The following is a 23,823-nucleotide window of genomic DNA, read 5'->3' as shown; positions in this document are numbered from 1 at the left end:
GCGCTTTTCCTTACCGCTCGATCAGCGCAATGCGCTTGTTGTACCAGTTCATCAGCAGGGAAATGCTGATACTGATCGCCAGGTACACGCTCATGGTGATCGCAATCACTTCGATCGCCTGCCCGGTCTGGTTCAGCACCGTACCGGCAAACAGCGAGACCATTTCCGGGTAACCGATACCGGCCGCCAGCGAGGAGTTCTTCGCCAGGTTCAGGTATTGGCTGGTCAACGGCGGAATGATCACGCGCAGGGCTTGCGGGATGATCACCTTGCGCAGGGTCGGACCGTTGCGCAGGCCGAGCGAATGCGCCGCTTCGGTCTGGCCGTGGCTGACCGACTTGATGCCCGAGCGCACGATCTCGGCGATGAACGCCGCGGTGTACACCGTCAGGGCCAGGGTCAAGGCCAGCAGTTCCGGGATCAGCACCCAGCCACCGACGAAGTTGAAGCCTTGCAGCTTCGGCATTTCCCAATGCAGCGGCGCGCCGAAGATCAGTGCACACAGCGCCGGAATCACCAGGAACAGCGCCAGGCCGGTCCAGAACTTGTGGAATGGCACACCAGTGGCTTCGAAGCGTTTGTTGGCCCAGCGGCACATCAGCACGATGGCGACGATGGCCACCACGACGCTGGCGACAAACGCCCAGAAACCATCGGCCATCAGCGCGGCCGGCATGTTCAGGCCACGGCTGCTGACGAAGAAGGTGTCGCCGAAGTTATGGCTGTTACGCGGCCCCGGCATGGTCAGAAACACCGCGAAGTACCAGAACAGGATCTGCAGCAGCGGCGGAATGTTACGGAAGACTTCCACATACACCGTCGCCAGCTTGGCGATGATCCAGTTCTTCGACAACCGCGCCACACCGACGATGAAACCGAGGATCGTCGCCAGGATCACGCCAATGAAGGTCACCAACAGGGTGTTGAGCAGGCCGATGACAAACACCCGGGCGTATGTGTCCGATTCGGTGTAGTCGATCAGGTGTTGAGCGATGCCGAACCCGGCACTGCGCTCCAGAAAGCTGAAGCCCGAGGTAATGCCCCGGTGCTGAAGGTTGGTCTGTGTGTTATCGAACAGATACCAGCCCATCGAGACCACCGCGACAATGGTGATGATCTGGAATAGCCACGCACGCACTTTCGGATCGCTGAGGCTGAGCCTCTGCTTTGGTGCGCCGATTGAATTTTGCATGAAGTGCCCCGCAAATAATGGAACAGAACATCACCCGGTGGTTGGCCCACCGGGTGATAGAACCATCAGCGCACTGGTGGTGCGTATTGAATGCCGCCAGCGTTCCACAAGGCGTTCAGCCCGCGGTCGATTTCCAGCGGAGTGCTCTTGCCGAGGTTTTTCTCGAACACTTCGCCGTAGTTGCCGACTTGCTTGACGATCTGGACGACCCAGTCCTTTTTCACTTTCAGGTCTTTGCCGTATTCACCGTCGGTGCCCAGCAGACGGGCAACGTCCGGGTTCTTGGTGGACTTGGCTTCAGCTTCGACGTTCTTCGAAGTGATGCCGGCTTCTTCAGCGTTGAGCATGGCGTAGCCAGTCCAGCGCACGATGGCCAGCCACTCGTCGTCGCCGTTACGCACGACCGGGCCCAATGGCTCCTTGGAAATGGTTTCCGGCAGAACCACGTAGTCTTTCGGCGAAGCCAGCTTGCTGCGCTGGGCGAACAACTGGGACTTGTCGGACGTCAGTACGTCGCAACGACCGGATTCCAGCGACTTGGCGCTTTCGTCGGAGGTGTCGAACGTGATCGGGGTGTACTTCAGGTTGTTGCCACGGAAGTAGTCGGAAACGTTCAGCTCGGTGGTGGTACCGGCCTGGATGCAGATGGTCGCGCCGTCCAGCTCTTTGGCGCTCTTGACGCCCAGCTTGTTGTTAACCAGGAAACCGATGCCGTCGTAGTAAGTGATGAAGCCGGGGAATTTCAGACCCATGCCTGCGTCACGGGAACTGGTCATGGTGGTGTTGCGCGACAGGATGTCGATTTCGCCGGACTGCAGCGCGGTGAAGCGCTCCTTGGCGTTCAACTGACTGAACTTGACCTTGGTCGCGTCACCGAAAACAGCTGCAGCCACCGCGCGGCAATAATCCGCATCGATACCCACGATCTTGCCGGTGGAGTCTGGGACCGAGAAACCAGGCAGGCCATCGCTGACGCCGCACTGTACGAAACCTTTCTTCTGCACTGCATCCAGGGTCGCGCCCGCCTGAGCGAACCCACTGACGCCGAGTACTGCGGCTGCAGTCACGACTGCCAGGGTGGATTTCAACATCTTCATTCAAACCTCCAGTTTTGCTCTTGTTGTGTCGGAGCGTGGTCCAATCGCACCCTTTTGAGGCATTGTTGACCCTTGTTGGCTTTTTTTAGGGTCAAGCGACGTAGGACCGTAGCTATGAGTCTAGTAGGAGAAAATCCACATCAGGGACAACTCACTTCTCACCAATCGGCCGAACGGGCTGTAGCCCTTCACGTTCGCGAAGCCCGTAGCGGCCACTGGCGAACATCCATCACCGGATTTTTTTGCTCTCCCACGGTCAGCGGTACACTGATAGTGTTACCGACAGGCGTAGGATCTTTCGTACGAGCATGTGCATAGCAAACCCCGTACCACACCGCTTGCAAAATCGTTTCAGGCGCAGGTCAAGAGCAAAACTTTCAGCCTTGCGACATCTACTTAACTGATCAACCGGACGCGCACTCAGACCTCGCACTTAATGAGCGCGCATGCACAACATTGGAGCAGCCATGACCGAGCCCTTGATTCTAGAACCCGTCAAGCCCGCAGACGCCTGCGTCATCTGGCTGCACGGCCTTGGCGCCGATCGCTACGACTTCCTGCCGGTGGCCGAAGCACTGCAAGAAACCTTGCTGACCACCCGCTTCGTACTCCCCCAGGCGCCCACCTGTGCTGTCACTATCAATGGTGGTTACAAGATGCCGAGCTGGTACGACATATTGGCCATGAGTCCAGCGCGCGCGATCAACCGTGAACAACTGGAGGAGTCGGCACAACGGGTCATCCAGCTGATCGATGTGCAACGAGCAGCCGGAATAGACGCCTCGCGGATTTTTCTGGCCGGTTTTTCCCAGGGCGGTGCCGTGGTACTGCACACCGCGTTCCTGAAATGGCAGGGAGCATTGGGCGGCGTACTTGCCCTCTCGACCTATGCACCGACGTTCAGCGACGCCCTGGAACTGTCCGCCAGCCAGCAGCGCATTCCGGTGCTGTCGCTGCACGGTCAGTACGACGATGTCGTGCAAAACTCGATGGGCCGAACCGCCTACGAGCATTTGAAACAGCGTGGTGTCACCGTGACATGGCAGGAATACCCAATGGGTCACGAAGTGTTACCCGAGGAAATTCGCGACATAGGCGCGTGGCTCACCGAGCGCTTGCGTTAAACCGAATGTTTAAAAACACCCTTTGATCCATCCCACTACGCCGCGCCCGATTCTTGCATTACACTGGCCGGCGTACATTCCTTAACCAATTGATGAGATGACCGTGCTCAAAGCACTCAAGAAAATGTTCGGTAAAAGCGAGACTGAGCAACTCGCGCCAGTCCCCAGCGCTCCGTCTCAAACGCCCAGCCACCGCGCCGACGGTCATCCGTCTGGTCGGGCCGCTACCGTAGCGGCACCGAAACACGAGCCCAAGCCCGCTCCGGCCGTCGAACCTGCGGCGCCAATCACGTCCGAACAACCCCGCAACGAAACACCGAAACCCGCCAAACCGCGCCGCGAACCGAAGCCAAAGGCCCCGGTGATCCCGTGGAAACTCGAAGATTTCGTCGTCGAGCCGCAGGAAGGCAAAACCCGCTTCCACGATTTCAAACTGGCCCCGGAACTGATGCACGCCATCCAGGACCTGGGTTTCCCGTATTGCACGCCGATCCAGGCCCAGGTGCTGGGCTTCACCCTCGCGGGCAAAGACGCCATCGGCCGCGCCCAGACTGGCACCGGCAAGACCGCTGCGTTCCTGATTTCGATCATCACCCAGCTGCTGCAAACCCCGCCGCCGAAAGAGCGCTACATGGGTGAGCCACGGGCACTGATCATCGCGCCGACCCGCGAGCTGGTGGTGCAGATCGCCAAGGACGCCGCCGACCTGACCAAATACACCGGCCTCAACGTCATGACCTTCGTCGGCGGCATGGACTTCGACAAGCAGCTCAAGCACCTCGAGGCCCGTCACTGCGACATCCTCGTCGCCACGCCGGGCCGTCTGCTGGACTTCAACCAGCGCGGCGACGTGCACCTGGACATGGTCGAAGTCATGGTACTGGACGAAGCCGACCGCATGCTCGACATGGGTTTCATCCCGCAAGTGCGCCAGATCATTCGCCAGACACCGCCCAAGAGCGAGCGTCAGACGTTGCTGTTCTCCGCGACCTTCACCGAAGACGTGATGAACCTCGCCAAGCAGTGGACCACCGACCCGGCCATTGTCGAAATCGAAATCACCAACGTTGCCAACGAAAACGTCGAGCAGCACATCTACGCGGTGGCCGCTGCCGACAAGTACAAACTGCTCTACAACCTGGTCAACGATAACGGCTGGGAGCGGGTGATCGTGTTCGCCAACCGCAAGGATGAAGTGCGGCGCATCGAAGAACGCCTGGTGCGTGATGGCATCAATGCGGCGCAGCTGTCCGGCGACGTGCCGCAGCACAAGCGCATCAAGACCCTGGAAGGTTTCCGCGAAGGCAAGATCCGTGTGTTGGTGGCCACGGACGTGGCCGGGCGCGGCATCCACATTGACGGCATCAGCCACGTGATCAACTTCACCCTGCCGGAAGTCCCGGACGACTACGTGCACCGCATCGGGCGCACCGGTCGTGCTGGTGCCGACGGTGTCTCCATCAGTTTTGCCGGTGAAGACGACTCCTACCAGCTACCGTCCATCGAAGAGAAGCTGGGCCGCAAGATCAGCTGTGAAACGCCACCGACGCACCTGCTGCGTGCGGTTGAGCGCAAGCGTCCGTAACGGACGACGCGTAGAAAGAGGCGCAGCCGGAAACGGACTGCGCCTTTTTTTCGCCCGGCTTTTTTAATAGGTGCTTGCTCGCGATATTAAAATGTCCATAATGGACAAATTAGTTTATCTCGATGCCCGGAGCCACCATGACCAACAGCCCCCATGTGATCACCCAACCGCAGGCCCGTGAGTGGCTGGCCCAGGTCGACGTACCGCAGATCATGCGCAACCTGTTCCGCGACCTCGCCGCCGGCCAGGCGGTGCAACCGGCGCAGCAACTGGTGGAGTTTCCCCAGGGTGCCGGCGACTTCATCAACTATCTGGGTGTGCTGGCCAAAGAAGGCGTGTACGGGGTCAAGACGTCGCCGTACATCGTGCGCGAGCAAGGCCCGCTGGTGACCGCCTGGACCTTACTGATGTCGATGCAGACCGGTCAGCCGCTGCTGTTGTGCGACGCGGGCGAACTGACCACGGCGCGCACCGCCGCGACGACCGCCGTGGCGGTCGATGCACTCGCACCGCTCAAAGCGACTCGCCTGGCAATCATCGGCAGCGGCAAGGTCGCCCAGGCGCATTTGCGCTACGTGAAGAACCTGCGCGACTGGCAGAGCATCAGCCTGTACTCGCCAAACCTGAGCGACGACGTTGAAACCGTGGCCCTGCTGAAAAGCATCGAGCCACGCCTGACCGTCGTCGACAGCCGCGAAGCCGCTGTCGACGACGCGGAGGTGATCATGCTCTGCACCTCATCCGCCGGCCCGGTGATCGACCCGTCCAGCCTGCGCAAACCGGCGTTGATCACCTCCATCAGCACCAACGCCCCACGCGCCCACGAAGTGCCGCCGCAAAGCCTCAATGACATGCAGGTGTTCTGTGACTATCGTCTGACCACCCCCGGCTCGGCCGGTGAGATGCTGATTGCCGGCGAACAACATGGCTGGAATAACGATGCGATTGTCGGCGACCTGGCCGATCTGCTGAGCGAGAAGGTGCAGCGCCCTGACTACCATCGCCATGTGTTCTTCCGCTCCATCGGCCTGGGCCTGGAAGACATCGCGCTGGCCAATGCCATCTACCGCCTACAACCCTAACACCCCACCCTGTGGGAGCTGGCTTGCCAGCGATGCAGACGCCACGGTCCATCATTTACACTGCGGCGATGCGATCGCCAGCAAGCCGGCGCCTACAGGGATGACCGATAACAGGAGACGTTCATGAGCCACGCAGATTTCATCATCATCGGCGGCGGGATTGCCGGCGCTTCCACCGGTTTCTGGCTGTCGCAGCACGGGCGCGTGGTCGTGCTCGAACGCGAATCCCATCCGGCCTATCACTCCACCGGACGCTCGGCGGCGCTGTACAGCGCCGCTTATGGCACACCGCAGGTTCGCGCGTTGACCCAGGCCAGCCGAGCGTTTTTCGACACGCCACCGACCGGCTTCTGCGAGCACCCGCTGCTCACCCCGCGCGGCGAAATGACCGTGGACTTCACCGGTGACCCGGCCGAGCTGAACAAGCAATACCTGAGCGCCAAGGCCACGGTGCCCGAGATGCAATTGCTCAGCGCGCAAGAGGCCTGCGCCCGGCTGCCGATCCTGCGCCAGGAAAAAGTCCACGGTGCGATCTACGACCCGACCGCCAGCGACATCGACACCGACGCGCTGCACCAGGGCTATCTGCGCGGCATCCGCCGCCACAAAGGCGAAGTCCATACAGACTGCGAAGTACTGGGCCTGAGCCGCGATGCCGAAGGCGTGTGGCAGGTACAGACCCACGCCGGCACCTTCAGCGCGCCGGTGATCATCAACGCCGCTGGCGCCTGGGCCGACAAGATCGGTGAACTGGCCGGCGCCAACCCCCTGGGCCTGCAACCCAAGCGGCGTGCGGCCTTCATTTTCGCCGGCCCCGAGGGCGTGGACATTCATCACTGGCCCATGCTGGTCAGCCTCGACGAATCCTTCTACATGAAACCCGATGCCGGGATGTTCCTCGGCTCACCGGCCAACGCCGATCCGGTAGAACCGCACGATGTGCAGCCTGAAGAGCTGGACATCGCCATGGGCATTTACCAGATCGAAGAAGCCACGACCCTGACCATCCGCCGTCCGACCCGCACCTGGGCCGGCCTGCGCAGCTTCGTCAGTGACGGCGACCTGTTGTCCGGTTTCGACCCACAGGTGCCAGGCCTGTTCTGGGTAGCGGCACAGGGCGGCTATGGCATCCAGACCTCGCCCGCCATGGGCCAGGCCAGCGCCGCCCTGGTGCGCGGTGAAGCATTGCCCGAGCCACTCACACGCTTCGGCCTGAACGAAGCCATGCTCTCCCCTGCCCGCCTGGGCTGATCCTCACCCTCAGGTGACGCGCCGACACGATTGCGGCACACTTTCAGAGCCCCGTTTTTCGGGGCGCTGAAGCTGCCCGGAGCCCCATGTGATGAACGCCCCCGAAAAAGACCCGGCCCTGAACGACGCCGCCCTGGATAACTTCCGGGCGATTGCCGACGCCATCGCCACGTTGTTCTTTCCCCACGCCGAAGTGGTGCTGCACGACTTGCGCACGCAGAAGGTCGACTACATCGCCAACAACCTGTCGAAAAGGGAGATAGGCGACGACTCGGCGCTCGAAGACATGCTCAGCGACGATGTCACCGAACGAAATATCGGTCCGTATGAAAAGCTCAACTGGGATGGTCAGAAAATTCGCAGCCTGAGCACCGTCCTGCGCGACCGCGACAGTCATCCTGTGGCGGTGCTGTGCATCAATCTGAATATTTCGCTGTTTGAAAACGCCAAGGCGGCGCTGGACCTGTTTCTGTCGCCGACCAAACTGATTCCGCAACCGGACTCACTGTTCCGCGATGACTGGCAGGAGCGCATCAACACCTTCCTGCACAACTGGCTGCGCGAGCGGCAACTGAGCCTGAACCTGCTGACCCGCGACCACAAACGCGAACTGGTGCTGGCACTGCACGCCGAAGGGGCGTTCAAAGGCAAAAGCGCTTCGAACTATGTGGCCAATGTGCTGAACATGGGACGGGCGACGGTGTACAAGCATTTGAAGGAATTGAAGGGCTAGAGATCTGCATTGGCAGTTCCGGCCTCATCGCTGGCAAGCCAGCTCCCACAGGTTCTGCGGTGATCACATAGTTGTGCACGACGCAGACAATGTGGGAGCTGGCTTGCCAGCGATAGCGGACTATCAGTCGCCGTAGATGTCGGACTTGAAGTACTTATCGGAAATCTTCTGATATTCGCCATTGGCGCGAATGCCGTCGATGGCGGTGTTCAGTTCGCTGACCAACTCGGCATTACCCTTGCGTACGGCAATCCCGGCGCCCTCGCCAACGTATTTCGGGTCCTTCAACTCAGGCCCGACAAATGCGTAGCCCTTACCGCGCGGCATCGACAGGAAGTCATTGAGCGGAATGGTGTCGGCAAAAATGGCGTCGAGGCGACCGGCCGCCAGGTCCATGTAGATCTCTTCGTTGTTGCTGTAACGCTTGACGTTGATGCCTTTGGGCTCGAACACCTCGGTGGCATAACGGTCCGTGGTGGTGGCACGCTGCACGCCGACCGTCTTGCCTTTGAGGCTGGCGTACTGGTCATCCACCGCGGCGCCTTCCTTCATCACCAGGCGCGACGAAGTGAAGTAGTACTTGTGGGTGAAGTCCACCGACTTCTTGCGGTCGTCGTTGATGGTCATGGACGACAGCGCCATGTCGATCTTCTTCACTTTCAGGGAAGGAATCAGACCATCGAACTCACCTTCAACCCACACACACTTGACCTTCATCTGGGCGCACAGAGCATTCCCGATGTCGTAGTCGAAACCGACGATTTCGCCTTTATCGGTTTTGGAAGCGAACGGCGGGTAAGCGGCCTCGATACCGATGCGCAAGGTTTTCTCGGCGGCAAACACGCTACTGCACGCCAACAGGCTCAGGGCCAGACCGGTGATGAGGGGAAACTTCTTCATGTTCGTTCTCTCGCGGGTTGTTGTTGGTTTGGCAAGACAGAAGAAAGAGCTGAAACGGGGAATGCCTTTTTTGTACTTATAATTCCATACTGGACTTTTACGTATTATTCGTCAATCAGACAAATGCAGCCCGTATCGGCCGGTGGTCGGGAGGGGAGTCAGTAAAAGTGGTGGTGGTGCGGATGACGCCATCGCGAGCAGGCTCCCACACAGTGGGTCTGTGTTTGCAGTTGCAATGTGGGAGCGAGCCTGCTCGCGATGGCTTACTTGGAAACGCCGCAGAACTTACTGCTTCCAGCGATCCGCTGCCGCATGATCGCTGTCGCGCCCTTCGACCCAACGCGGGCCGTCGCTGGTGTTTTCTTTCTTCCAGAACGGTGCGCGGGTTTTCAGGTAGTCCATGACAAAGGCACAGGCGTCGAACGCGGCCTGACGGTGCGCACTGGCGGCGCCGACAAAAACGATGGGCTCGCCCGGCTCCAGCGCGCCAATGCGATGCAGCACGTCCAGCTTGAGCAGCGGCCAGCGCTGCTCGGCCTCGCTGGCAATCTTGGCGAGGGCTTTTTCGGTCATGCCCGGATAGTGCTCGAGGAACATTCCGGCCACGTCGAGCCCGTCATTGAAGTCGCGCACGTAGCCGACAAAACTCACCACCGCGCCGACGCCGACATTGGCATCGTGCATGGCATTGACTTCGGCTCCCGGATCGAACGCTGTGGACTGCACGCGAATCGCCATGGCTCAGCCCCCGGTCACGGTCGGAAAAAACGCCACTTCGTCGCCCTCGCTCACCGGCTCGTCGAGTTGGCAGAGGTCTTCGTTGCGCGCGCACATCAGGTTCTGCTCGCTCAGCACCTCGGCACCGTCGCGCTGCGCCAGCAATGCCCGAACGTCGTCGACAGTGGCGAAATCACCCTGAACCCGTAACGAGTCCACGCCAATCGCCTCGCGATAACGGGCAAAAAATTTCACCGTGATGTTCATGGCTGATCTGCCTGGAAATGCCCGCTCTTGCCGCCGACCTTTTCCAGCAGACGCACGCTTTCGATGGTCATGCCGCGATCGACGGCCTTGCACATGTCGTAGATGGTCAGCGCTGCCACACTGGCGGCGGTCAGGGCTTCCATCTCGACACCGGTCTGCCCGGACAGTTTGCAACGCGCCACGATACGCACACTGTCCTCGCCCTCGGCACTGAGCTCGACTTTCACGCCGGTCAGCATCAGCGGGTGGCACAGAGGAATCAGGTCGCTGGTTTTCTTCGCTGCTTGAATGCCGGCAATGCGCGCCACAGCGAAGACATCACCCTTGGGGTGACCGCCGCTGACGATCATCTGCAGGGTTTCGGGCAGCATGCGCACCAGCGCTTGGGCCGTCGCCTCACGGAACGTCACGGCTTTTTCGGTGACGTCGACCATGTTGGCGCGACCTTGGGAATCGAGATGAGTCAGCACGGGGTTACTCCTGATCAGGAGCGTCGATTGTAAACCTGCGGGTCAGATTTCCGCACGCACGATTATCGCCCCACACAGGCATAAAAAAACCAGGCGGCTGTCGAGGCCGCCCGGTTTTGGTTGAATGGTTACAGATGCGATTCGGCGTATTCGGCCAGGATCGAACGTGGCACCCCTTGCAGGGTGATGTGCACCCCGTTCGGGAAGTCCTTGAAGCGTTCAGTGAGGTAGGTCAGCCCGGAGCTGGTCGCGGACAGGTAGGGGGTGTCGATCTGCGCCAGGTTACCCAGGCACACCACTTTGGAACCGGCGCCGGCACGGGTGATGATGGTTTTCATCTGGTGCGGCGTGAGGTTCTGGCACTCGTCGATCAGGATCAGACTCTGCTGGAAGCTGCGGCCCCGGATGTAGTTGAGGGATTTGAACTGCAACGGCACTTTGCTGAGGATGTAATCGACGCTGCCATGGGTGCTTTCGTCATCCATGTGCAAGGCTTCGAGGTTGTCGGTGATGGCGCCCAGCCATGGCTCCATTTTTTCCGCTTCGGTACCGGGCAGGAAGCCGATCTCCTGGTCCAGGCCCTGCACGCTACGAGTGGCAATGATCCGCCGGTAGCGCTTGCTGACCATGGTCTGCTCGATCGCCGCCGCCAGTGCCAGGATGGTTTTACCGGAGCCGGCCGCACCGGACAGGTTGACCAGGTGGATGTCCGGATCCAGCAAGGCGTAGAGCGCCAGGCTCTGATAGATGTCCCGTGGCTTCAGGCCCCAGGCTTCCTGGTGCAACAGGGGTTCCTGGTGCAGGTCCAGAATCAGCAGCTTGTCTTCTTCGATCTCCTTGATCCAGCCGACAAAGCCCTGCTCATCGATGATGAACTCGTTGATGTGCACGGCCGGCAAGTTGTCGATCAGTTGTACCTGATGCCAGGTGCGGCCATGGTCCTGACGGGTTTCAACCTTGCTCACACGGTCCCAGAAGGAACCGGTCATGTTGTGATAACCATTGGGCAGCAGCGATACGTCGTCAACCAGTTGGTCGGTGCTGTAGTCCTCGGCCGCGATCCCGCAAGCGCGGGCCTTGAGGCGCATGTTGATGTCTTTGGTGACCAGCACCACGGGCAGTTTCGGATCGCGCGCGTGCAGGTCGATCAGTTGGTTGATGATTTTGTTGTCGTTCAGATGCTCGGGCAGAATCAGGTTCGGCTCGGCACGCTTGCTCATCAGAATTGACAGCAAGCCCTTCGGCCCGCTCTTGCCCCGCTGGATTGGCACACCCTGTTCAACGTCCTCGGGGGAGGCATCGCCCAGGGTCTTGTCGATCAGGCGAATGGCCTGGCGGCATTCGGCCGCGACGCTGTGATGCCCGCTCTTGAGCTTGTCGAGCTCTTCCAGCACGGTCATCGGGATGGCGACGTGGTGTTCTTCGAAATTGAGGAGCGCGTTTGGATCGTGAATCAATACATTGGTATCGAGTACATAAAGGATTGGCTGGTTGGAAGAAGAGCTACGTCCGTGATCATCCATACTCGGTCACCTTTGTGGGAGCCAGTCGACGCAATACCTTGGCGGTGCTGCGCCTCGAAGTGGCCGCCGAATCTCACCTGCGGAGATCCAAGTGACTGCAAACAAACGGGTCTTGGAAGACGCCACCTGTGTTGCAGGTTTCGGCGGTCTGTCTTCGTAATACTCCAAAACACATGACAGAAAAAAGCACTTTGACGTTTTTTTGAAGTTTATTTTTCAGAATGACCAATAGCACTTGGCGGACTGCCATCACCCGTTTAAAGTCGGAAGTCCGCCTGCATCGAAATCCCTCCCAAAATCGCCCTTCGCCCAATGTTTACGGGCTTTCGCCGTTTTCAGCGAAACGCGCTCCGGCTTTTCACTGGAACCCGTTCTGGCAGTCTTCCCAACCGATCCCGCTTTGCGCCGTTTGCGTAATCAGCCAGGGCATCGCCGTTTTCACCCCATCCTGTTTCACATTGAAATTGATCACGCCATGACGCCACAGCAGCATCAGGGTCAACACCCGTTGCGCGCTCTGGCTGGCCTTGAGCTTGCCGGCGCCGTCCTGGGCATCGATGTCCCATAACGCCACCTGCACCCCCTGAGACTTGAAGAAGCCTTGCGCGTCGGAACGGCGCTGGCCATCGGGCGGGCGAAACAGCGGCACGTAGTTCTCCGGCAGTTTGCTTTTGACCAGCTCGGCGCTGCGCCGCACCGAATCCTGCCAGTCCTGCCAATGGCTGTGGGAGCGGAACTCCCAACCCTGTACGCCGACGCACTGCATCGAGTAGGTCGATGGCAGGCTCGCCGCCGAACGCTCGGCCAGACGCGTCTGGATATCCTTGCCAAGGACGAAGAACGTGCCGCTCATGTTCGACTTGCGCAGGTACTCGGTGACCCAGTCCGTGTTGTCCGGCATGGCATTGGCGGCACTGTCGAAGGTGAGCAGAAACAGCCGGTCATGCATCTCGTCGCCATTGCGCTCAAAGTCGCCGAAACGATCGACTTCGCTACTGGTTTGCGGAAACAGCGCGGCCTTGCGCAATTGCTCGTCCAGGTACTGGGCATGAAACAGGCGACTCGGTTCGGCCCACTTGATGTAGTAACTGTCCTCGCTGATCTGGAACTTGGCGGCTTGCTCGCGCAGGGTGGGCATGTCCTCGACCAGGAAACAGAAAGACGCATCCTGGTCGCAGCTCTGCTGGGCAAAGTTGTAGCTGCTCAACAGACGCAGCCACAGGCGCTGGCGAACATGGTTGACCGACGCCATGTTGATCGTGCGCAAGCCCAGACGCTGGGCCAGTGCCGGTTCGTCCATCGCTTCGCTGGCCAGCAGCACACGGGCAAACATCAGGATTTCGGCGCGCGAGGCGACGTCGAACAGCGTCGGGTTGCCGAGTTGTTCAGGCCAGGTGCTGCGATCAAGGGTCGCCACATCACCCGGCGCCGCCATGGCCCCGAAGCTCAAGAGCCAGGCCGAAAAAAGAAAAACGATGCGCAATGGGATGTCTCCATAACAAAACCCGCGCGGCACTATAGCCGATCCAGTCCCAACTCCCGCAGCAGGCTCGCACACAGGGCCTTGTGCAACCCCACCGATCATCACCTATGGCCTTGATAGCTGGAGTCAACCAGGACAACCCCCTAGAATCGCCCCCACGATTAAAGGAGACGACTTCATGCTGATGGTGATTTCACCCGCCAAGACCCTCGATTACGAAACACCGCCGGCGACCCAGCGCTTTACCCAGCCGCAATACCTGGACCATTCCCAGGAGCTGATCCTGCAATTGCGCGAGCTGACACCGGCGCAAATAAGCGAGCTGATGCATGTCTCCGACAAGATCGGCGGGCTCAACGCCGCGCGTTTCGGCAGCTGGACGCCTGCGTTCACCCCTGAAAACGCCAAACAGGCCTTGCTGGCGTTCAAGGGCGATGTTTATACCGGCCTCAACGCACAAACCTTCAGCGAAGCCGATTTCGATTACGCCCAGGAACACTTGCGCATGCTTTCCGGCCTGTATGGCTTGCTGCGCCCACTGGACCTGATGCAACCGTACCGCCTGGAAATGGGTACCAAGCTGGCCAATGCCCGTGGCAAGGATCTGTATGCGTTCTGGGGCACGCGGATCAGCGAATGGTTGAACGAAGCCCTGGCCGACCAGGGTGATGACGTGCTGCTGAACCTGGCCTCCAACGAGTACTTCTCGGCGGTCAAACGCAACGCCCTGAGGGCGCGCATTATCAACACCGAGTTCAAGGACCTGAAGAACGGTCAGTACAAAATCATCAGCTTCTATGCGAAAAAGGCCCGCGGCATGATGAGTCGCTTCGTCATCGAAGAACGCATCAACGACCCGGCCGGCCTCAAACAGTTCGACGTGCAGGGCTATCGGTACAGCGCCGAGCAGTCTAAACCGGACAATCTGGTGTTCCTGCGCGATCACGCTCCAGACTGAAACGCCGGGGTGGCGCATGACGCTCGGATCCGTCATGCGCCCCATTGAGCCCCCACAATTTTCCCGCCAGATTCGCCATTTTCATGGCGCCAAAAATACATCGCGCCGATTTATAACTTTAGTTTCACTCGACTTTGATGATTTTTTTCAGTAGTGGCACTGAAATTTTTTATCGGTAGTGGCAAAAAACTATCCCCTCCAATAAATCGCCTATATATAAAGGGCGAAACGGCAAGTGCTATCAATATGAAAGCAGTGCCATCTTTCTCAATATTTCAAGAAATTTCAGAATTCATGATCAGCGGGTCGGAACTATGTCCGAATGCACCGCTCATACCACCGGTAACGATTCTCACACTGCTTGTACGAGATAACTTACGCAGAATAGAGATCCATGTAGCAAAGTTGTCACATCAACTTGTGCTGAATAATCCCTGATTTGGGCAATACACAACGGACAGGAGATAACGTTTTATGACTATCCCCTACAAGGCCATGGCAGCGCCCCTATAAGCGTGCTCAATGGAGCACCCAAGCGCTTGATTTACGGGCTCATGGCCTGGTATCGAGCGCGCAAGACGATTGCACGGACATCCTCTGAATAGTGGATTGGCTGCATAACAGGGCACGTCATAACAATAAGGCCCGATTGCGCACATCTTGAGTGCACTTATTTAGACACTCATCATTCATATGCCAGAACACGGCATTGTTGCGCCTGTAAGCCGCACTTGCGAATGCACTATGAACGCTGAAACACCCTTAACTCCAGCCATCTAATGGCTTGATGAATACAGGCTTGATAATAGAGAGGTAATTGCGATGCGCATCAGCATATTTGGTTTGGGTTATGTCGGCGCAGTCTGTGCCGGATGCCTGTCTGCACGGGGCCATGACGTTGTCGGCGTCGATGTTGCCAAGGACAAGATCGATATGATCAATGCCGGCAAATCGCCGATCGTTGAACCGGGCCTGGGCGAACTTCTGGCGCAAGGTATCCAGACGGGTCGTCTGCGTGGCACGACCAACTTCGCCGAGGCGATTCGTGACACCGACCTGTCGATGATCTGCGTCGGCACGCCGAGCAAGAAGAACGGCGACCTGGAACTGAACTACATCGAAGCGGTGTGCCGCGAAATCGGTTTTGTCCTGCGCGACAAGAGCACCCGCCACACCATCGTGGTCCGCAGCACCGTGCTGCCAGGCACCGTGGCCAACGTGGTCATCCCGATTCTCGAAGATTGCTCCGGCAAGAAGGCCGGTGTCGATTTCGGTGTCGCCGTGAACCCTGAGTTCCTGCGCGAAAGCACCGCCATCGCCGACTACGACCAGCCGCCAATGACCGTCATCGGCGAATTCGACAAGGCCTCGGGCGACGTTCTGCAATCGCTGTACGAAGAGCTCGACGCGCCGATCATCCGCAAGGACATCGCCGTCGCCGAAATGATCAAGTACACCTGCAACGTCTGGCACGCCACCAAGGTGACCTTCGCCAACGAGATCGGCAACATCGCCAAGGCCGTCGGCGTCGACGGCCGCGAAGTGATGGACGTGGTCTGCCAGGACAAGACCCTGAACCTGTCCCAGTACTACATGCGCCCCGGCTTCGCTTTCGGCGGCTCCTGCCTGCCCAAGGACGTTCGCGCCCTGACCTACCGCGCCAGCTCGCTGGATGTGGAAGCGCCGCTGCTCAACTCGTTGATGCGCAGTAACGAGTCCCAGGTGCAAAACGCCTTCGATATCGTTGAAAGCCACGACAAACGCAAAGTCGCCCTGCTGGGACTGAGCTTCAAGGCCGGCACCGACGACCTGCGCGAGAGTCCGCTGGTGGACCTGGCGGAAATGCTGATCGGCAAAGGTTTCGACCTGAAGATCTACGACAGCAACGTCGAATACGCCCGTGTCCATGGCGCGAACAAGGACTACATCGAGTCGAAGATCCCTCACGTCTCGTCCTTGCTCAATGCCGACTTCGACGACGTGATCAACAACTCCGACGTGATCATCCTCGGCAACCGCGACGAGAAATTCCGCGCCCTGGTGCAGAACGTTCCTCACGGCAAGCAGGTGATCGACCTGGTCGGCTTCATGTCCAAGGCCACCAGCGTCAGCGGCCGTACCGAAGGGATCTGCTGGTAAAGCAGCAATAAGCGACAAGCTTCAAGCGGCAAGTTAAGCGCTCCTCGCTTGCTGCTTGAGGCTTGAAGCTTTCAACTGACTTTAGGATTCCGATTATGCACAGGCTAAAGCACGGCCTACTCCAGGCCGCCGGTTGGCTGTTTTATCTGAGTTTATTGATGGGCATCGCCATGGCGTTGCCTGTGTCCACGTTCGACTCCGAGTCGAAGGACTTCATTTTCCTGATCGGTATCGTCGGCATCTGGCGCTACTCGATGGGGGCCACGCACTTTCTGCGCGGCATGCTGTTTCTGTACGTGGTCTACCCGCACCTGCGGCGCAAAGTGCGCAAGCTGGGTAAAGCGGCAGACCCGTCCCATGTATTTCTGATGGTCACCAGTTTCCGCATCGACGCCCTGACCACCGCACAGGTCTACAGCTCGGTGATTCGTGAAGCCATCGACTGCGGCCTGCCGACCACCGTGGTCTGCTCCATCGTGGAGATGTCCGATGAGCTGCTGGTGAAAAGCCTGTGGAACCGGATGAATCCACCGGCCCGGGTCAAGCTCGATTTCGTGCGCATTCCCGGCACCGGCAAGCGTGATGGCCTGGCCTACGGCTTCCGCGCCATCTCCCGTCACCTGCCGGATGACCGCGCCGTGGTCGCCGTGATCGATGGCGACACCGTGCTCGCCGAGGGCGTGGTGCTCAAGACCGTGCCGTGGTTCCAGCTGTTCGGCAACGTTGGCGGCCTGACCACCAATGAGTTCTGCGAAGTGCGCGGCGGCTACATCATGAGCGAATGGCACAAGCTGCGCTTCGCCCAGCGTCACATCAACATGTGCTCGATGGCCCTGTCCAAGCGCGTGCTGACCATGACCGGCCGCATGTCGGTGTTCCGCGCCAGCGTCGTGACCAACCCGGACTTCATCGCCGACGTGGAAAGCGACTCGCTGCAACACTGGCGCCTGGGTCGTTTCAAGTTCCTCACCGGGGACGACAAATCGAGCTGGTTCAGCCTGATGCGCCTGGGCTACGACACCTTCTACGTGCCGGACGCGGCGATTCACACCGTGGAACACCCGCCGGAAAAGAGCTTCATCAAGGCCAGCCGCAAGCTGATGTTCCGCTGGTACGGCAACAACCTGCGGCAGAACTCGCGTGCCCTGGGCCTGGGGGTCAAGCGCCTCGGTGTGTTCACGTCGGTGGTGCTGTTCGATCAGCGCGTGTCGATGTGGACCTCCCTGCTGGGCCTGACCGTGGCCCTGATCGCCAGCTTCAAGTACGGCACCGCGTTCATCCTGGTGTACCTGCTGTGGATCGGTATCACCCGCCTGATCCTGACCCTGCTGCTGTCCTGCTCCGGTCACCGGATCGGCCCGGCGTACCCGGCGATTCTCTATTACAACCAGATCGTCGGCGCGCTGGTGAAGATCTACGTGTTCTTCCGCCTCGACCAACAGTCCTGGACTCGCCAGCCCACTTCTCTGACCCGTGATCTCGCCAGCTTTCAACGTTGGTTCAACACCTGGTCGTCTCGGACCATGACCTTCTCTGCCGGCAGCATTTTCGTCGCCGTGCTGCTGATGATGGTCTGACCGCCCCCTTATTGAATTAACCAGGAAACCACCCCTATGAATACCGCCGTCAACGCCAACGTAGTGCATGAATCCGAAGCCCAGCGCCAACACGCCCGAGTGAAAATCCCGGCCAAGCTGCGCTTCTACGGTCCCGACCGCACGCCGATCGAAGCACGAGTGCTCGACCTCTCCGCCGGTGGCCTGGCCTTCAATGCCGGCCAGTTGCCGCTGAAGATCGGCGACGTGTACAAGGCGCGCCTGCAATTCGTGATCGACAACCTCGGCCTGGCCATGGACGTCGAGTTGCAGGTTCGCTCCTTCGATCGCCAGAGCGGTCGCGCCGGTTGCCAGTTCCAGAACCTGGAGCAACAAGACATCTCGACCCTGCGTCACCTGATCACCTCGCACCTGGCCGGCGACATCGTCAGCATCGGCGAAGTGCTGGCGACGCTGCAGCGCGACAACTTCACCAAGGCACGCAAGGTCAAGGACGGCGGCCACGGTATGTCCGCGTTCGGACGCATGAAAGCCGTGACCTTCAGCCTGGGGATCTTCGTCGTTGGCCTGGCCGCGTTCGGCTTCATCTTCAAGTCGGTGTATGGCATGTACTTCGTCAGCCACGCCCAGGCCGGCCTGGTCAGCGTGCCGGGTGTGAACATCACCATGCCCCGCGACGGTACCGTGCAGAGTCTGTTGAAACCCGATGGCGTGGCCGCCAAAGGCGCGCCGCTGGCGACCTTCAGCACCAGCATGCTCGACGTGCTCAAGGGTCATCTGGAAGACGATCAACTGACACCGGCCAAAGTCGAAGAGCTGTTCGGCAAGCAAATGACCGGCACCCTCACTTCGCCATGCGATTGCACCGTGGCCCAGCAAATGGTCGCCAACGGTCAGTACGCCAGCAAAGGCGATGTGATCTTCCAATTGGTGCCACGCAACAGCGAAGCCAACGTTGAAGCGCGCTTCTCCTATCGCCAGTTCAGCGACGTGCTGCCAGGCACTGCGGTGCGCTTCCAGATCGCCGGCGAAGACAAATCCCGCACTGGCAAGATCGTCAGCAGCACCAGCCTGAAAAGCGCCGACCTGTCGTCCGACATTCGCGTCCTGATCCAGCCGGACGAAGCCCTGGACACCACCCTCGCCGGCCGTCCGGTGGAAGTGAGCAGCGACCGTGGCCCGAACCTGAACTGGCTGATCGACAAAGCCATGGCCGCTGGTCTTTAAGCGGAGGACATGCCTGTGACGATCATCAGTCTTCTGAGAACACCGAGCTCCCACAGTGGCTTGGTGGTGTGCTCGCTGGCCTTGGCAGTCAGCCTCGCCGGCTGCGCCGGCCTGCCCGACCAGCGCCTGGCCAACGAAGCGCTCAAGCGTGGCGATACCGCCACCGCAGCGGCGAATTACCAGCAACTGGCCGATCTGGGCTACAGCGAGGCGCAAGTCGGTCTGGCTGACATTCAGGTCGACAGCCGTGACCCGGCGCAGATGAAACAGGCCGAGGCAACTTACCGCGCCGCCGCCAGCGTTTCACCGCGAGCGCAAGCACGCCTGGGTCGTCTGCTGGTGGCCAAACCCGGCTCCACCGAAGCCGAGCAACACGAGGCCGAAGGCCTGTTGAAAAAAGCCGCCGCCAATGGCGAAGGCAACACATTGATCCCGTTGGCCATGCTGTACCTGCAATACCCGCACAGCTTCCCGAACATCAATGCCCAGCAGCAGATCAGCCAATGGCGCGCCGAAGGCAAACCGCAAGCGGGTCTGGCGCAGGTACTGCTCTACCGCACCCAGGGCACTTACGACCAGCACCTGGACGAAGTGGCAACGATCTGCAAAGCCGCGTTGAACACCACCGACATCTGCTACGTCGAGCTGGCCACGGTTTATCAGAAACAGGCCAGGCCCGAGCAACAAGCCGAACTGATCAAGCAGCTGCAAGCCGCTCACGCTCGCGGCACGGTTTCCGCGCAACGGGTCGACAGCGTTGCCCGTGTGCTGGCGGATGCGACCCTCGGCACGCCCGATGAAAAAACCGCGCAGTCGCTGCTCGAACCCATCGCTCCGGGTTACCCGGCATCATGGGTCACCCTCGCGCAACTGCTCTACGACTTCCCCGAACTGGGCGACGTCAACCAGATGATGAAGTACCTGGACAACGGCCGTGCCGCCGACCAGCCGCGCGCCGAACTGTTGCTAGGCAAGCTCTACTACGAGGGCAAGAGGGTTCCGGTCGATGCCAAGGTCGCCGAAGAACACTTCCAGAAAGCCGTCGGCCGCGAAGTCGCCGCCGATTATTACCTCGGCCAGATCTACCGCCGTGGCTACCTGGGCAAGGTCTATCCGCAAAAGGCCCTCGATCATCTGCTGACCGCTGCGCGCAACGGCCAGAACAGCGCCGACTTCGCCATCGCCCAATTGTTTTCCCAGGGCAAGGGCACCAAGCCTGACCCGCTCAACGCGTATGTCTTCAGTCAATTGGCCAAGGCCCAGAACACCCCGCAAGCCACCGAACTTGCACAAACACTCGAAGCCCAACTGCCGCCTGCGCAGATCAAAGAGGCCCAGCGTCTGTTGAAACAGGAACAGGCGACTCGTGGTGCCTTGAGCCAGAACACGCTGCAACTGCACGCCCTGCAAGAAGACGGCGAGGAATCCCTATGAAGTTGAATCCATTCGTCAAGGCCGGTATTGGCCTGACATTCGCCCTGATCTGGTCCTGCCCGACACTGGCGGCGATCACCGAAACCAAGAACTTCGGCCTCGAAGTGAAAATCACCGGCCAGTCCGAAGACGACCGTGACCTCGGTACCCGGCCCGGCGGCGACGTCAACGGCATCGGTCTGGACCTGCGTCCCTGGGTCTATGGCGAAAGCGGCGCCTGGAGCGCCTACGCCATGGGTCAGGCCGTGACGGCCACCGACATCATCGAAACCGACACCCTGCAACAGTCCGAAGGCACCGAGAACACCAGCAACAATGATCGCGTGACCAAGAAGAACTACCTGGCGATGCGCGAGTTCTGGGTCGGCTACAGCGGCTTCACGCCCTACCCCGGCGAGATCCTGAAAGTCGGTCGCCAGCGCTTGCACAACGACGACGGACAATGGCGTGACACCAACATCGAAGCCGTGAACTGGACCTTCGACACCACCCTGTTGCGCGCCAACGCCGGTGTCGCCGAACGCTTCAGCGAGTACCGCACCGACTTGAAAGAGCTGGCGCCCAAGGACAAGGATCGCCTGCACGCTTACGCCGAGGCCGAATACCAGTGGACACCGGGTCAATGGGTCGGCATTCGCGGTCATCACACCCACGACGACGGCAAGCTCGACTATGCGCAACCGGGCGTGCCCAGCGATTCGCTGGACAAGAAACAGAACGGCGACATCAGCTGGATCGGCCTGCAGGCCAACAGCGACGCTTACAACTGGCGCAACACCAACACGGTCAATTACTGGGGCAGCGTCACCGGCATGAGCGGCGACCGCGACACGGTCAACCCGCTGAACGCCGATGGCACCGCACCCGCGCAACCCAAGCAAAGCGGCGATGTCAGCGGCTGGGCCACCGATCTGGGTGTGCGCCTGCGCCTCGACCCGCAATGGCAAGTCGGTGCGGCCTATGCCCGAGCCAGCGCCGATTACGAACAGAACGGCCTGGAAAGCAACCGCTCGAACTACACCGGCACCCGCTCGCGGGTGCACCGTTTCGGCGAGGCCTTCCGTGGCGAAATGAACAACCTGCAAACCGCCACGCTGTTCGGTTCGTGGATGCTCAACGACGAGTACGACGCCAGCCTGATCTACCACAAGTTCTGGCGTGTCGACGGCAACAAGCCGGTCGGCAGCAACGGCATCGATGCGGTGCAGAACAACACCGACGACGTCACCGGCGCCGTGCTCTCCACCACCTCCCTGCCGCTGAACGATGGCGAGAAAGACATGGGCCAGGAAATGGACCTGGTCGTCACCAAGTACTTCAAGCAAGGCCTGTTGCCAGCAGCGCTGAGCCAGAAAATCGACGAGCCTTCGGCCCTGGTGCGCTTCCGTGGCGGCGTGTTCAAGCCCGGCGATGCCTACGGCAGCCAGGTCGATTCGTACATGCACCGCGCGTTCATCGACGTGATCTGGCGCTTCTGATGCACACCGCGAAGGGAGTTTTCCAGATGAATCATCAAGCCCGACAAGGCTCGATCAGCTTGTTGGCCGGCGCTTTGCTGCTGGCCAGTGCAGCTGCCTTCGCCAGTACGGAGCCGGCAGCCAAGCCGGCCACCATGGCCAAGGAACTGCAACAGGCCAAGACCTACACCGTCAGCAGCGCACCGACCGCGCCGCTGGAACTGGCCACGCCGAAATTGCCGGACATCTCCGGCTACACCGCCGAAGCCATCGCCGCGAAAATCGTGCGCAGCAAGGCCGGCAAGATCAGCGTGCGCCGGATGATGCAGGAAGACGCCCTGAAGGACTTCATCGGCGGCGACAACAAAATGGCCGAATGGGTGGTGCGTCAGCATGGCATCCCCCAGGCGATCTTCGTCGACGACGGCTACATGAACCTCAAGGACGTGGCGAAAAAGCTGCCCAAGTACGTCATCGAAACCGCGCCGGGCGTGTTCCTCGCCAAGCTGCCGATCGTGGTCGGTCGCCACGGCATCCTGGAAATCGACAAACAGACCCAGGAGCTGCGCCTGTCACAGGAGGCCGGTTCGTTCCTGGTCAACGACGGCCAGTTGTTCGTGCGTGACACCAAAATCACTGGCTGGCGCGAGAAGGACAACGGCCCGGCGACGTTCACTTCGCCGAAGGAATTCCGTCCGTTCCTGCTGTCCTGGGGCGGCACCGAGACCTACATCGCCAACAGCAAGATCGCCAGTTTCGGTTACGCCAACAGTAAGTCCTACGGCGTGAGTATTTCCCAGTACACGCCGAACATGGCCAAGGTGCTCAAGCGCCCTGAACCGACCGGCTGGATCGTCGGCTCCGAGTTCTCGGACATGTGGTACGGCTTCTACTGCTACGAAACCCGCGACTTCGTGGTCAAGGGCAATACCTACAAAGACAACATCGTCTACGGCATCGACCCGCACGACCGTTCCCACGGCCTGATCATCGCCGACAACACGGTGTACGGGACCAGGAAGAAGCACGGGATCATTATTTCCCGTGAGGTCAACGACAGCTTCATCTTCAATAACCGCAGCTACGACAACCACCTCTCGGGGCTGGTGATCGACCGTAACAGCGTGAACAACCTGATCGCCCACAACGAGATCTACCAGAACCACACCGACGGCATCACCCTCTACGAGAGTGCCGACAACCTGTTGTGGGGCAACAAGGTCATCAGCAACCGGCGCCACGGCATCCGCATTCGTAACAGCGTGAACATCCGCCTCTACGAAAACATCGCCATGGCCAACGGCCTGACCGGCGTCTATGGCCACATCAAGGACCTGACCAACACCGACCGCGACATCAAGCTCGACCCGTTCGACGCCCAGGTGTCGCTGATCGTGGTCGGCGGCGAACTGGCCGGCAATGGCAGCGGGCCTCTGTCCATCGACTCGCCGCTGAGCGTCGAGCTGTACCGCGTGTCCATGCTCGCACCGACCAAATCCAGCGGCATCAGCTTCTCGGGGATTCTCGGCGAGCGTCAGGATGAAATTCTCGACCTGCTGGTGCGCCAGCAGAAAGCCGTGCTGATCGACCCTGTCGAACGCCAGACCGAAATGCAGGACTGAGGATAA

General features: G+C 60.0%; 20 protein-coding genes. 12 read left to right on the top strand and 8 right to left on the bottom strand.

Annotated features, from left to right (window positions below):
- Positions 1–10: 10 nt before the first annotated feature.
- Positions 11–1,192, bottom strand: a complete 1,182-nt coding sequence (locus tag ACX3YD_RS04530; protein ID WP_103403866.1) for an amino acid ABC transporter permease — start codon at positions 1,190–1,192, stop codon at positions 11–13.
- A gap of 65 nt (positions 1,193–1,257) precedes the next feature.
- The gene (locus ACX3YD_RS04525; protein ID WP_090464863.1) at positions 1,258–2,289 is read right to left on the bottom strand and encodes an amino acid ABC transporter substrate-binding protein; all 1,032 of its coding nucleotides are present in this window, start codon (positions 2,287–2,289) and stop codon (positions 1,258–1,260) included.
- A 467-nt stretch (positions 2,290–2,756) separates the two neighbouring features.
- On the opposite strand from ACX3YD_RS04525, the gene ACX3YD_RS04520 reads away from it, so the two are divergent.
- The 5 genes from ACX3YD_RS04520 (at position 2,757) to ACX3YD_RS04500 (ending at position 8,064) form a co-directional block, all read left to right on the top strand.
- Positions 2,757–3,413, top strand: coding sequence for an alpha/beta hydrolase (locus tag ACX3YD_RS04520; RefSeq protein WP_103403970.1), 657 nt, complete (start codon positions 2,757–2,759; stop codon positions 3,411–3,413).
- Positions 3,414–3,510: 97 nt separating this feature from the next.
- A complete protein-coding gene (gene rhlB, locus ACX3YD_RS04515; RefSeq protein ID WP_103403865.1) occupies positions 3,511–4,998 on the top strand; it encodes an ATP-dependent RNA helicase RhlB in 1,488 nt (495 codons plus the stop codon).
- 137 nt (positions 4,999–5,135) lie between these two features.
- Positions 5,136–6,080, top strand: a complete 945-nt coding sequence (locus ACX3YD_RS04510) for an ornithine cyclodeaminase family protein (RefSeq protein ID WP_090464872.1) — start codon at positions 5,136–5,138, stop codon at positions 6,078–6,080.
- Between the two features lie 123 nt (positions 6,081–6,203).
- Complete coding sequence (locus ACX3YD_RS04505) at positions 6,204–7,331, top strand: NAD(P)/FAD-dependent oxidoreductase (protein WP_458959340.1); 1,128 nt, start codon at positions 6,204–6,206, stop codon at positions 7,329–7,331.
- A gap of 91 nt (positions 7,332–7,422) precedes the next feature.
- A complete protein-coding gene (locus ACX3YD_RS04500; RefSeq protein WP_458959339.1) occupies positions 7,423–8,064 on the top strand; it encodes a helix-turn-helix transcriptional regulator in 642 nt (213 codons plus the stop codon).
- A gap of 123 nt (positions 8,065–8,187) precedes the next feature.
- Here the strand turns inward: ACX3YD_RS04500 and ACX3YD_RS04495 are convergent, their stop codons facing one another.
- From ACX3YD_RS04495 to ACX3YD_RS04470, 6 genes are all read right to left on the bottom strand, one after another.
- Positions 8,188–8,964 (bottom strand): ABC transporter substrate-binding protein, encoded by a 777-nt coding sequence (locus ACX3YD_RS04495; RefSeq protein WP_103403862.1) that lies wholly within the window; start codon positions 8,962–8,964, stop codon positions 8,188–8,190.
- A gap of 285 nt (positions 8,965–9,249) precedes the next feature.
- A complete protein-coding gene (gene moaE, locus ACX3YD_RS04490) occupies positions 9,250–9,702 on the bottom strand; it encodes a molybdopterin synthase catalytic subunit MoaE (protein ID WP_047532856.1) in 453 nt (150 codons plus the stop codon).
- Between the two features lie 3 nt (positions 9,703–9,705).
- Positions 9,706–9,948, bottom strand: a complete 243-nt coding sequence (gene moaD / locus ACX3YD_RS04485) for a molybdopterin converting factor subunit 1 (RefSeq protein ID WP_103403861.1) — start codon at positions 9,946–9,948, stop codon at positions 9,706–9,708.
- Complete coding sequence (moaC, locus tag ACX3YD_RS04480) at positions 9,945–10,418, bottom strand: cyclic pyranopterin monophosphate synthase MoaC (RefSeq protein WP_046820460.1); 474 nt, start codon at positions 10,416–10,418, stop codon at positions 9,945–9,947. The genes moaD and moaC overlap by 4 nt, the downstream gene beginning before the upstream one ends.
- A gap of 128 nt (positions 10,419–10,546) precedes the next feature.
- A complete protein-coding gene (locus ACX3YD_RS04475) occupies positions 10,547–11,941 on the bottom strand; it encodes a PhoH family protein (RefSeq protein ID WP_047532864.1) in 1,395 nt (464 codons plus the stop codon).
- A 358-nt stretch (positions 11,942–12,299) separates the two neighbouring features.
- A complete protein-coding gene (locus ACX3YD_RS04470) occupies positions 12,300–13,424 on the bottom strand; it encodes a polysaccharide deacetylase family protein (protein WP_458959338.1) in 1,125 nt (374 codons plus the stop codon).
- Positions 13,425–13,602: 178 nt separating this feature from the next.
- Here ACX3YD_RS04470 and yaaA point away from each other — a divergent pair, with 178 nt between their 5' ends.
- From yaaA to algG, 7 genes are all read left to right on the top strand, one after another.
- On the top strand, positions 13,603–14,382 hold the full coding sequence (yaaA, locus tag ACX3YD_RS04465) for a peroxide stress protein YaaA (RefSeq protein ID WP_458959337.1): 780 nt from the start codon (positions 13,603–13,605) through the stop codon (positions 14,380–14,382).
- Positions 14,383–15,204: 822 nt separating this feature from the next.
- Positions 15,205–16,521: a nucleotide sugar dehydrogenase gene (locus ACX3YD_RS04460; protein WP_047532871.1), complete on the top strand. Its 1,317-nt coding sequence runs from the start codon at positions 15,205–15,207 to the stop codon at positions 16,519–16,521.
- Positions 16,522–16,616: 95 nt separating this feature from the next.
- On the top strand, positions 16,617–18,098 hold the full coding sequence (gene alg8 / locus ACX3YD_RS04455; protein ID WP_103403858.1) for a mannuronan synthase: 1,482 nt from the start codon (positions 16,617–16,619) through the stop codon (positions 18,096–18,098).
- Positions 18,099–18,134: 36 nt separating this feature from the next.
- Positions 18,135–19,304, top strand: coding sequence for a PilZ domain-containing protein (locus tag ACX3YD_RS04450; protein ID WP_458959336.1), 1,170 nt, complete (start codon positions 18,135–18,137; stop codon positions 19,302–19,304).
- Positions 19,305–19,313: 9 nt separating this feature from the next.
- On the top strand, positions 19,314–20,738 hold the full coding sequence (gene algK / locus ACX3YD_RS04445) for an alginate biosynthesis TPR repeat lipoprotein AlgK (RefSeq protein ID WP_458959335.1): 1,425 nt from the start codon (positions 19,314–19,316) through the stop codon (positions 20,736–20,738).
- The gene (locus ACX3YD_RS04440) at positions 20,735–22,216 is read left to right on the top strand and encodes an alginate export family protein (RefSeq protein WP_458959334.1); all 1,482 of its coding nucleotides are present in this window, start codon (positions 20,735–20,737) and stop codon (positions 22,214–22,216) included. Before algK ends, ACX3YD_RS04440 begins: the two co-directional genes overlap by 4 nt.
- A 26-nt stretch (positions 22,217–22,242) precedes the next feature.
- Complete coding sequence (gene algG, locus ACX3YD_RS04435; protein WP_458959333.1) at positions 22,243–23,817, top strand: mannuronan 5-epimerase AlgG; 1,575 nt, start codon at positions 22,243–22,245, stop codon at positions 23,815–23,817.
- Positions 23,818–23,823: the final 6 nt, after the last annotated feature.

The sequence above is a fragment of the Pseudomonas fluorescens group sp. PF-1 genome, from assembly GCF_054481335.1.
The sequence above is the reverse complement of the archived record's forward strand: the minus strand, read 5'-3'. Positions and strand labels throughout refer to the sequence as shown.

Excerpts from the sequence above, each read along its gene's own strand:
- ACX3YD_RS04530 (WP_103403866.1), bottom strand. The coding sequence starts at position 1,192 with ATGCAAAATTCAATCGGCGCACCAAAGCAGAGGCTCAGCCTCAGCGAT.
- ACX3YD_RS04525 (WP_090464863.1), bottom strand. The coding sequence starts at position 2,289 with ATGAAGATGTTGAAATCCACCCTGGCAGTCGTGACTGCAGCCGCAGTA.
- ACX3YD_RS04520 (WP_103403970.1), top strand. The coding sequence starts at position 2,757 with ATGACCGAGCCCTTGATTCTAGAACCCGTCAAGCCCGCAGACGCCTGC.
- rhlB (WP_103403865.1), top strand. The coding sequence starts at position 3,511 with ATGACCGTGCTCAAAGCACTCAAGAAAATGTTCGGTAAAAGCGAGACT.
- ACX3YD_RS04510 (WP_090464872.1), top strand. The coding sequence starts at position 5,136 with ATGACCAACAGCCCCCATGTGATCACCCAACCGCAGGCCCGTGAGTGG.
- ACX3YD_RS04505 (WP_458959340.1), top strand. The coding sequence starts at position 6,204 with ATGAGCCACGCAGATTTCATCATCATCGGCGGCGGGATTGCCGGCGCT.
- ACX3YD_RS04500 (WP_458959339.1), top strand. The coding sequence starts at position 7,423 with ATGAACGCCCCCGAAAAAGACCCGGCCCTGAACGACGCCGCCCTGGAT.
- ACX3YD_RS04495 (WP_103403862.1), bottom strand. The coding sequence starts at position 8,964 with ATGAAGAAGTTTCCCCTCATCACCGGTCTGGCCCTGAGCCTGTTGGCG.
- moaE (WP_047532856.1), bottom strand. The coding sequence starts at position 9,702 with ATGGCGATTCGCGTGCAGTCCACAGCGTTCGATCCGGGAGCCGAAGTC.
- moaD (WP_103403861.1), bottom strand. The coding sequence starts at position 9,948 with ATGAACATCACGGTGAAATTTTTTGCCCGTTATCGCGAGGCGATTGGC.
- ACX3YD_RS04475 (WP_047532864.1), bottom strand. The coding sequence starts at position 11,941 with ATGGATGATCACGGACGTAGCTCTTCTTCCAACCAGCCAATCCTTTAT.
- yaaA (WP_458959337.1), top strand. The coding sequence starts at position 13,603 with ATGCTGATGGTGATTTCACCCGCCAAGACCCTCGATTACGAAACACCG.
- ACX3YD_RS04460 (WP_047532871.1), top strand. The coding sequence starts at position 15,205 with ATGCGCATCAGCATATTTGGTTTGGGTTATGTCGGCGCAGTCTGTGCC.
- alg8 (WP_103403858.1), top strand. The coding sequence starts at position 16,617 with ATGCACAGGCTAAAGCACGGCCTACTCCAGGCCGCCGGTTGGCTGTTT.
- ACX3YD_RS04450 (WP_458959336.1), top strand. The coding sequence starts at position 18,135 with ATGAATACCGCCGTCAACGCCAACGTAGTGCATGAATCCGAAGCCCAG.
- algK (WP_458959335.1), top strand. The coding sequence starts at position 19,314 with ATGCCTGTGACGATCATCAGTCTTCTGAGAACACCGAGCTCCCACAGT.
- ACX3YD_RS04440 (WP_458959334.1), top strand. The coding sequence starts at position 20,735 with ATGAAGTTGAATCCATTCGTCAAGGCCGGTATTGGCCTGACATTCGCC.
- algG (WP_458959333.1), top strand. The coding sequence starts at position 22,243 with ATGAATCATCAAGCCCGACAAGGCTCGATCAGCTTGTTGGCCGGCGCT.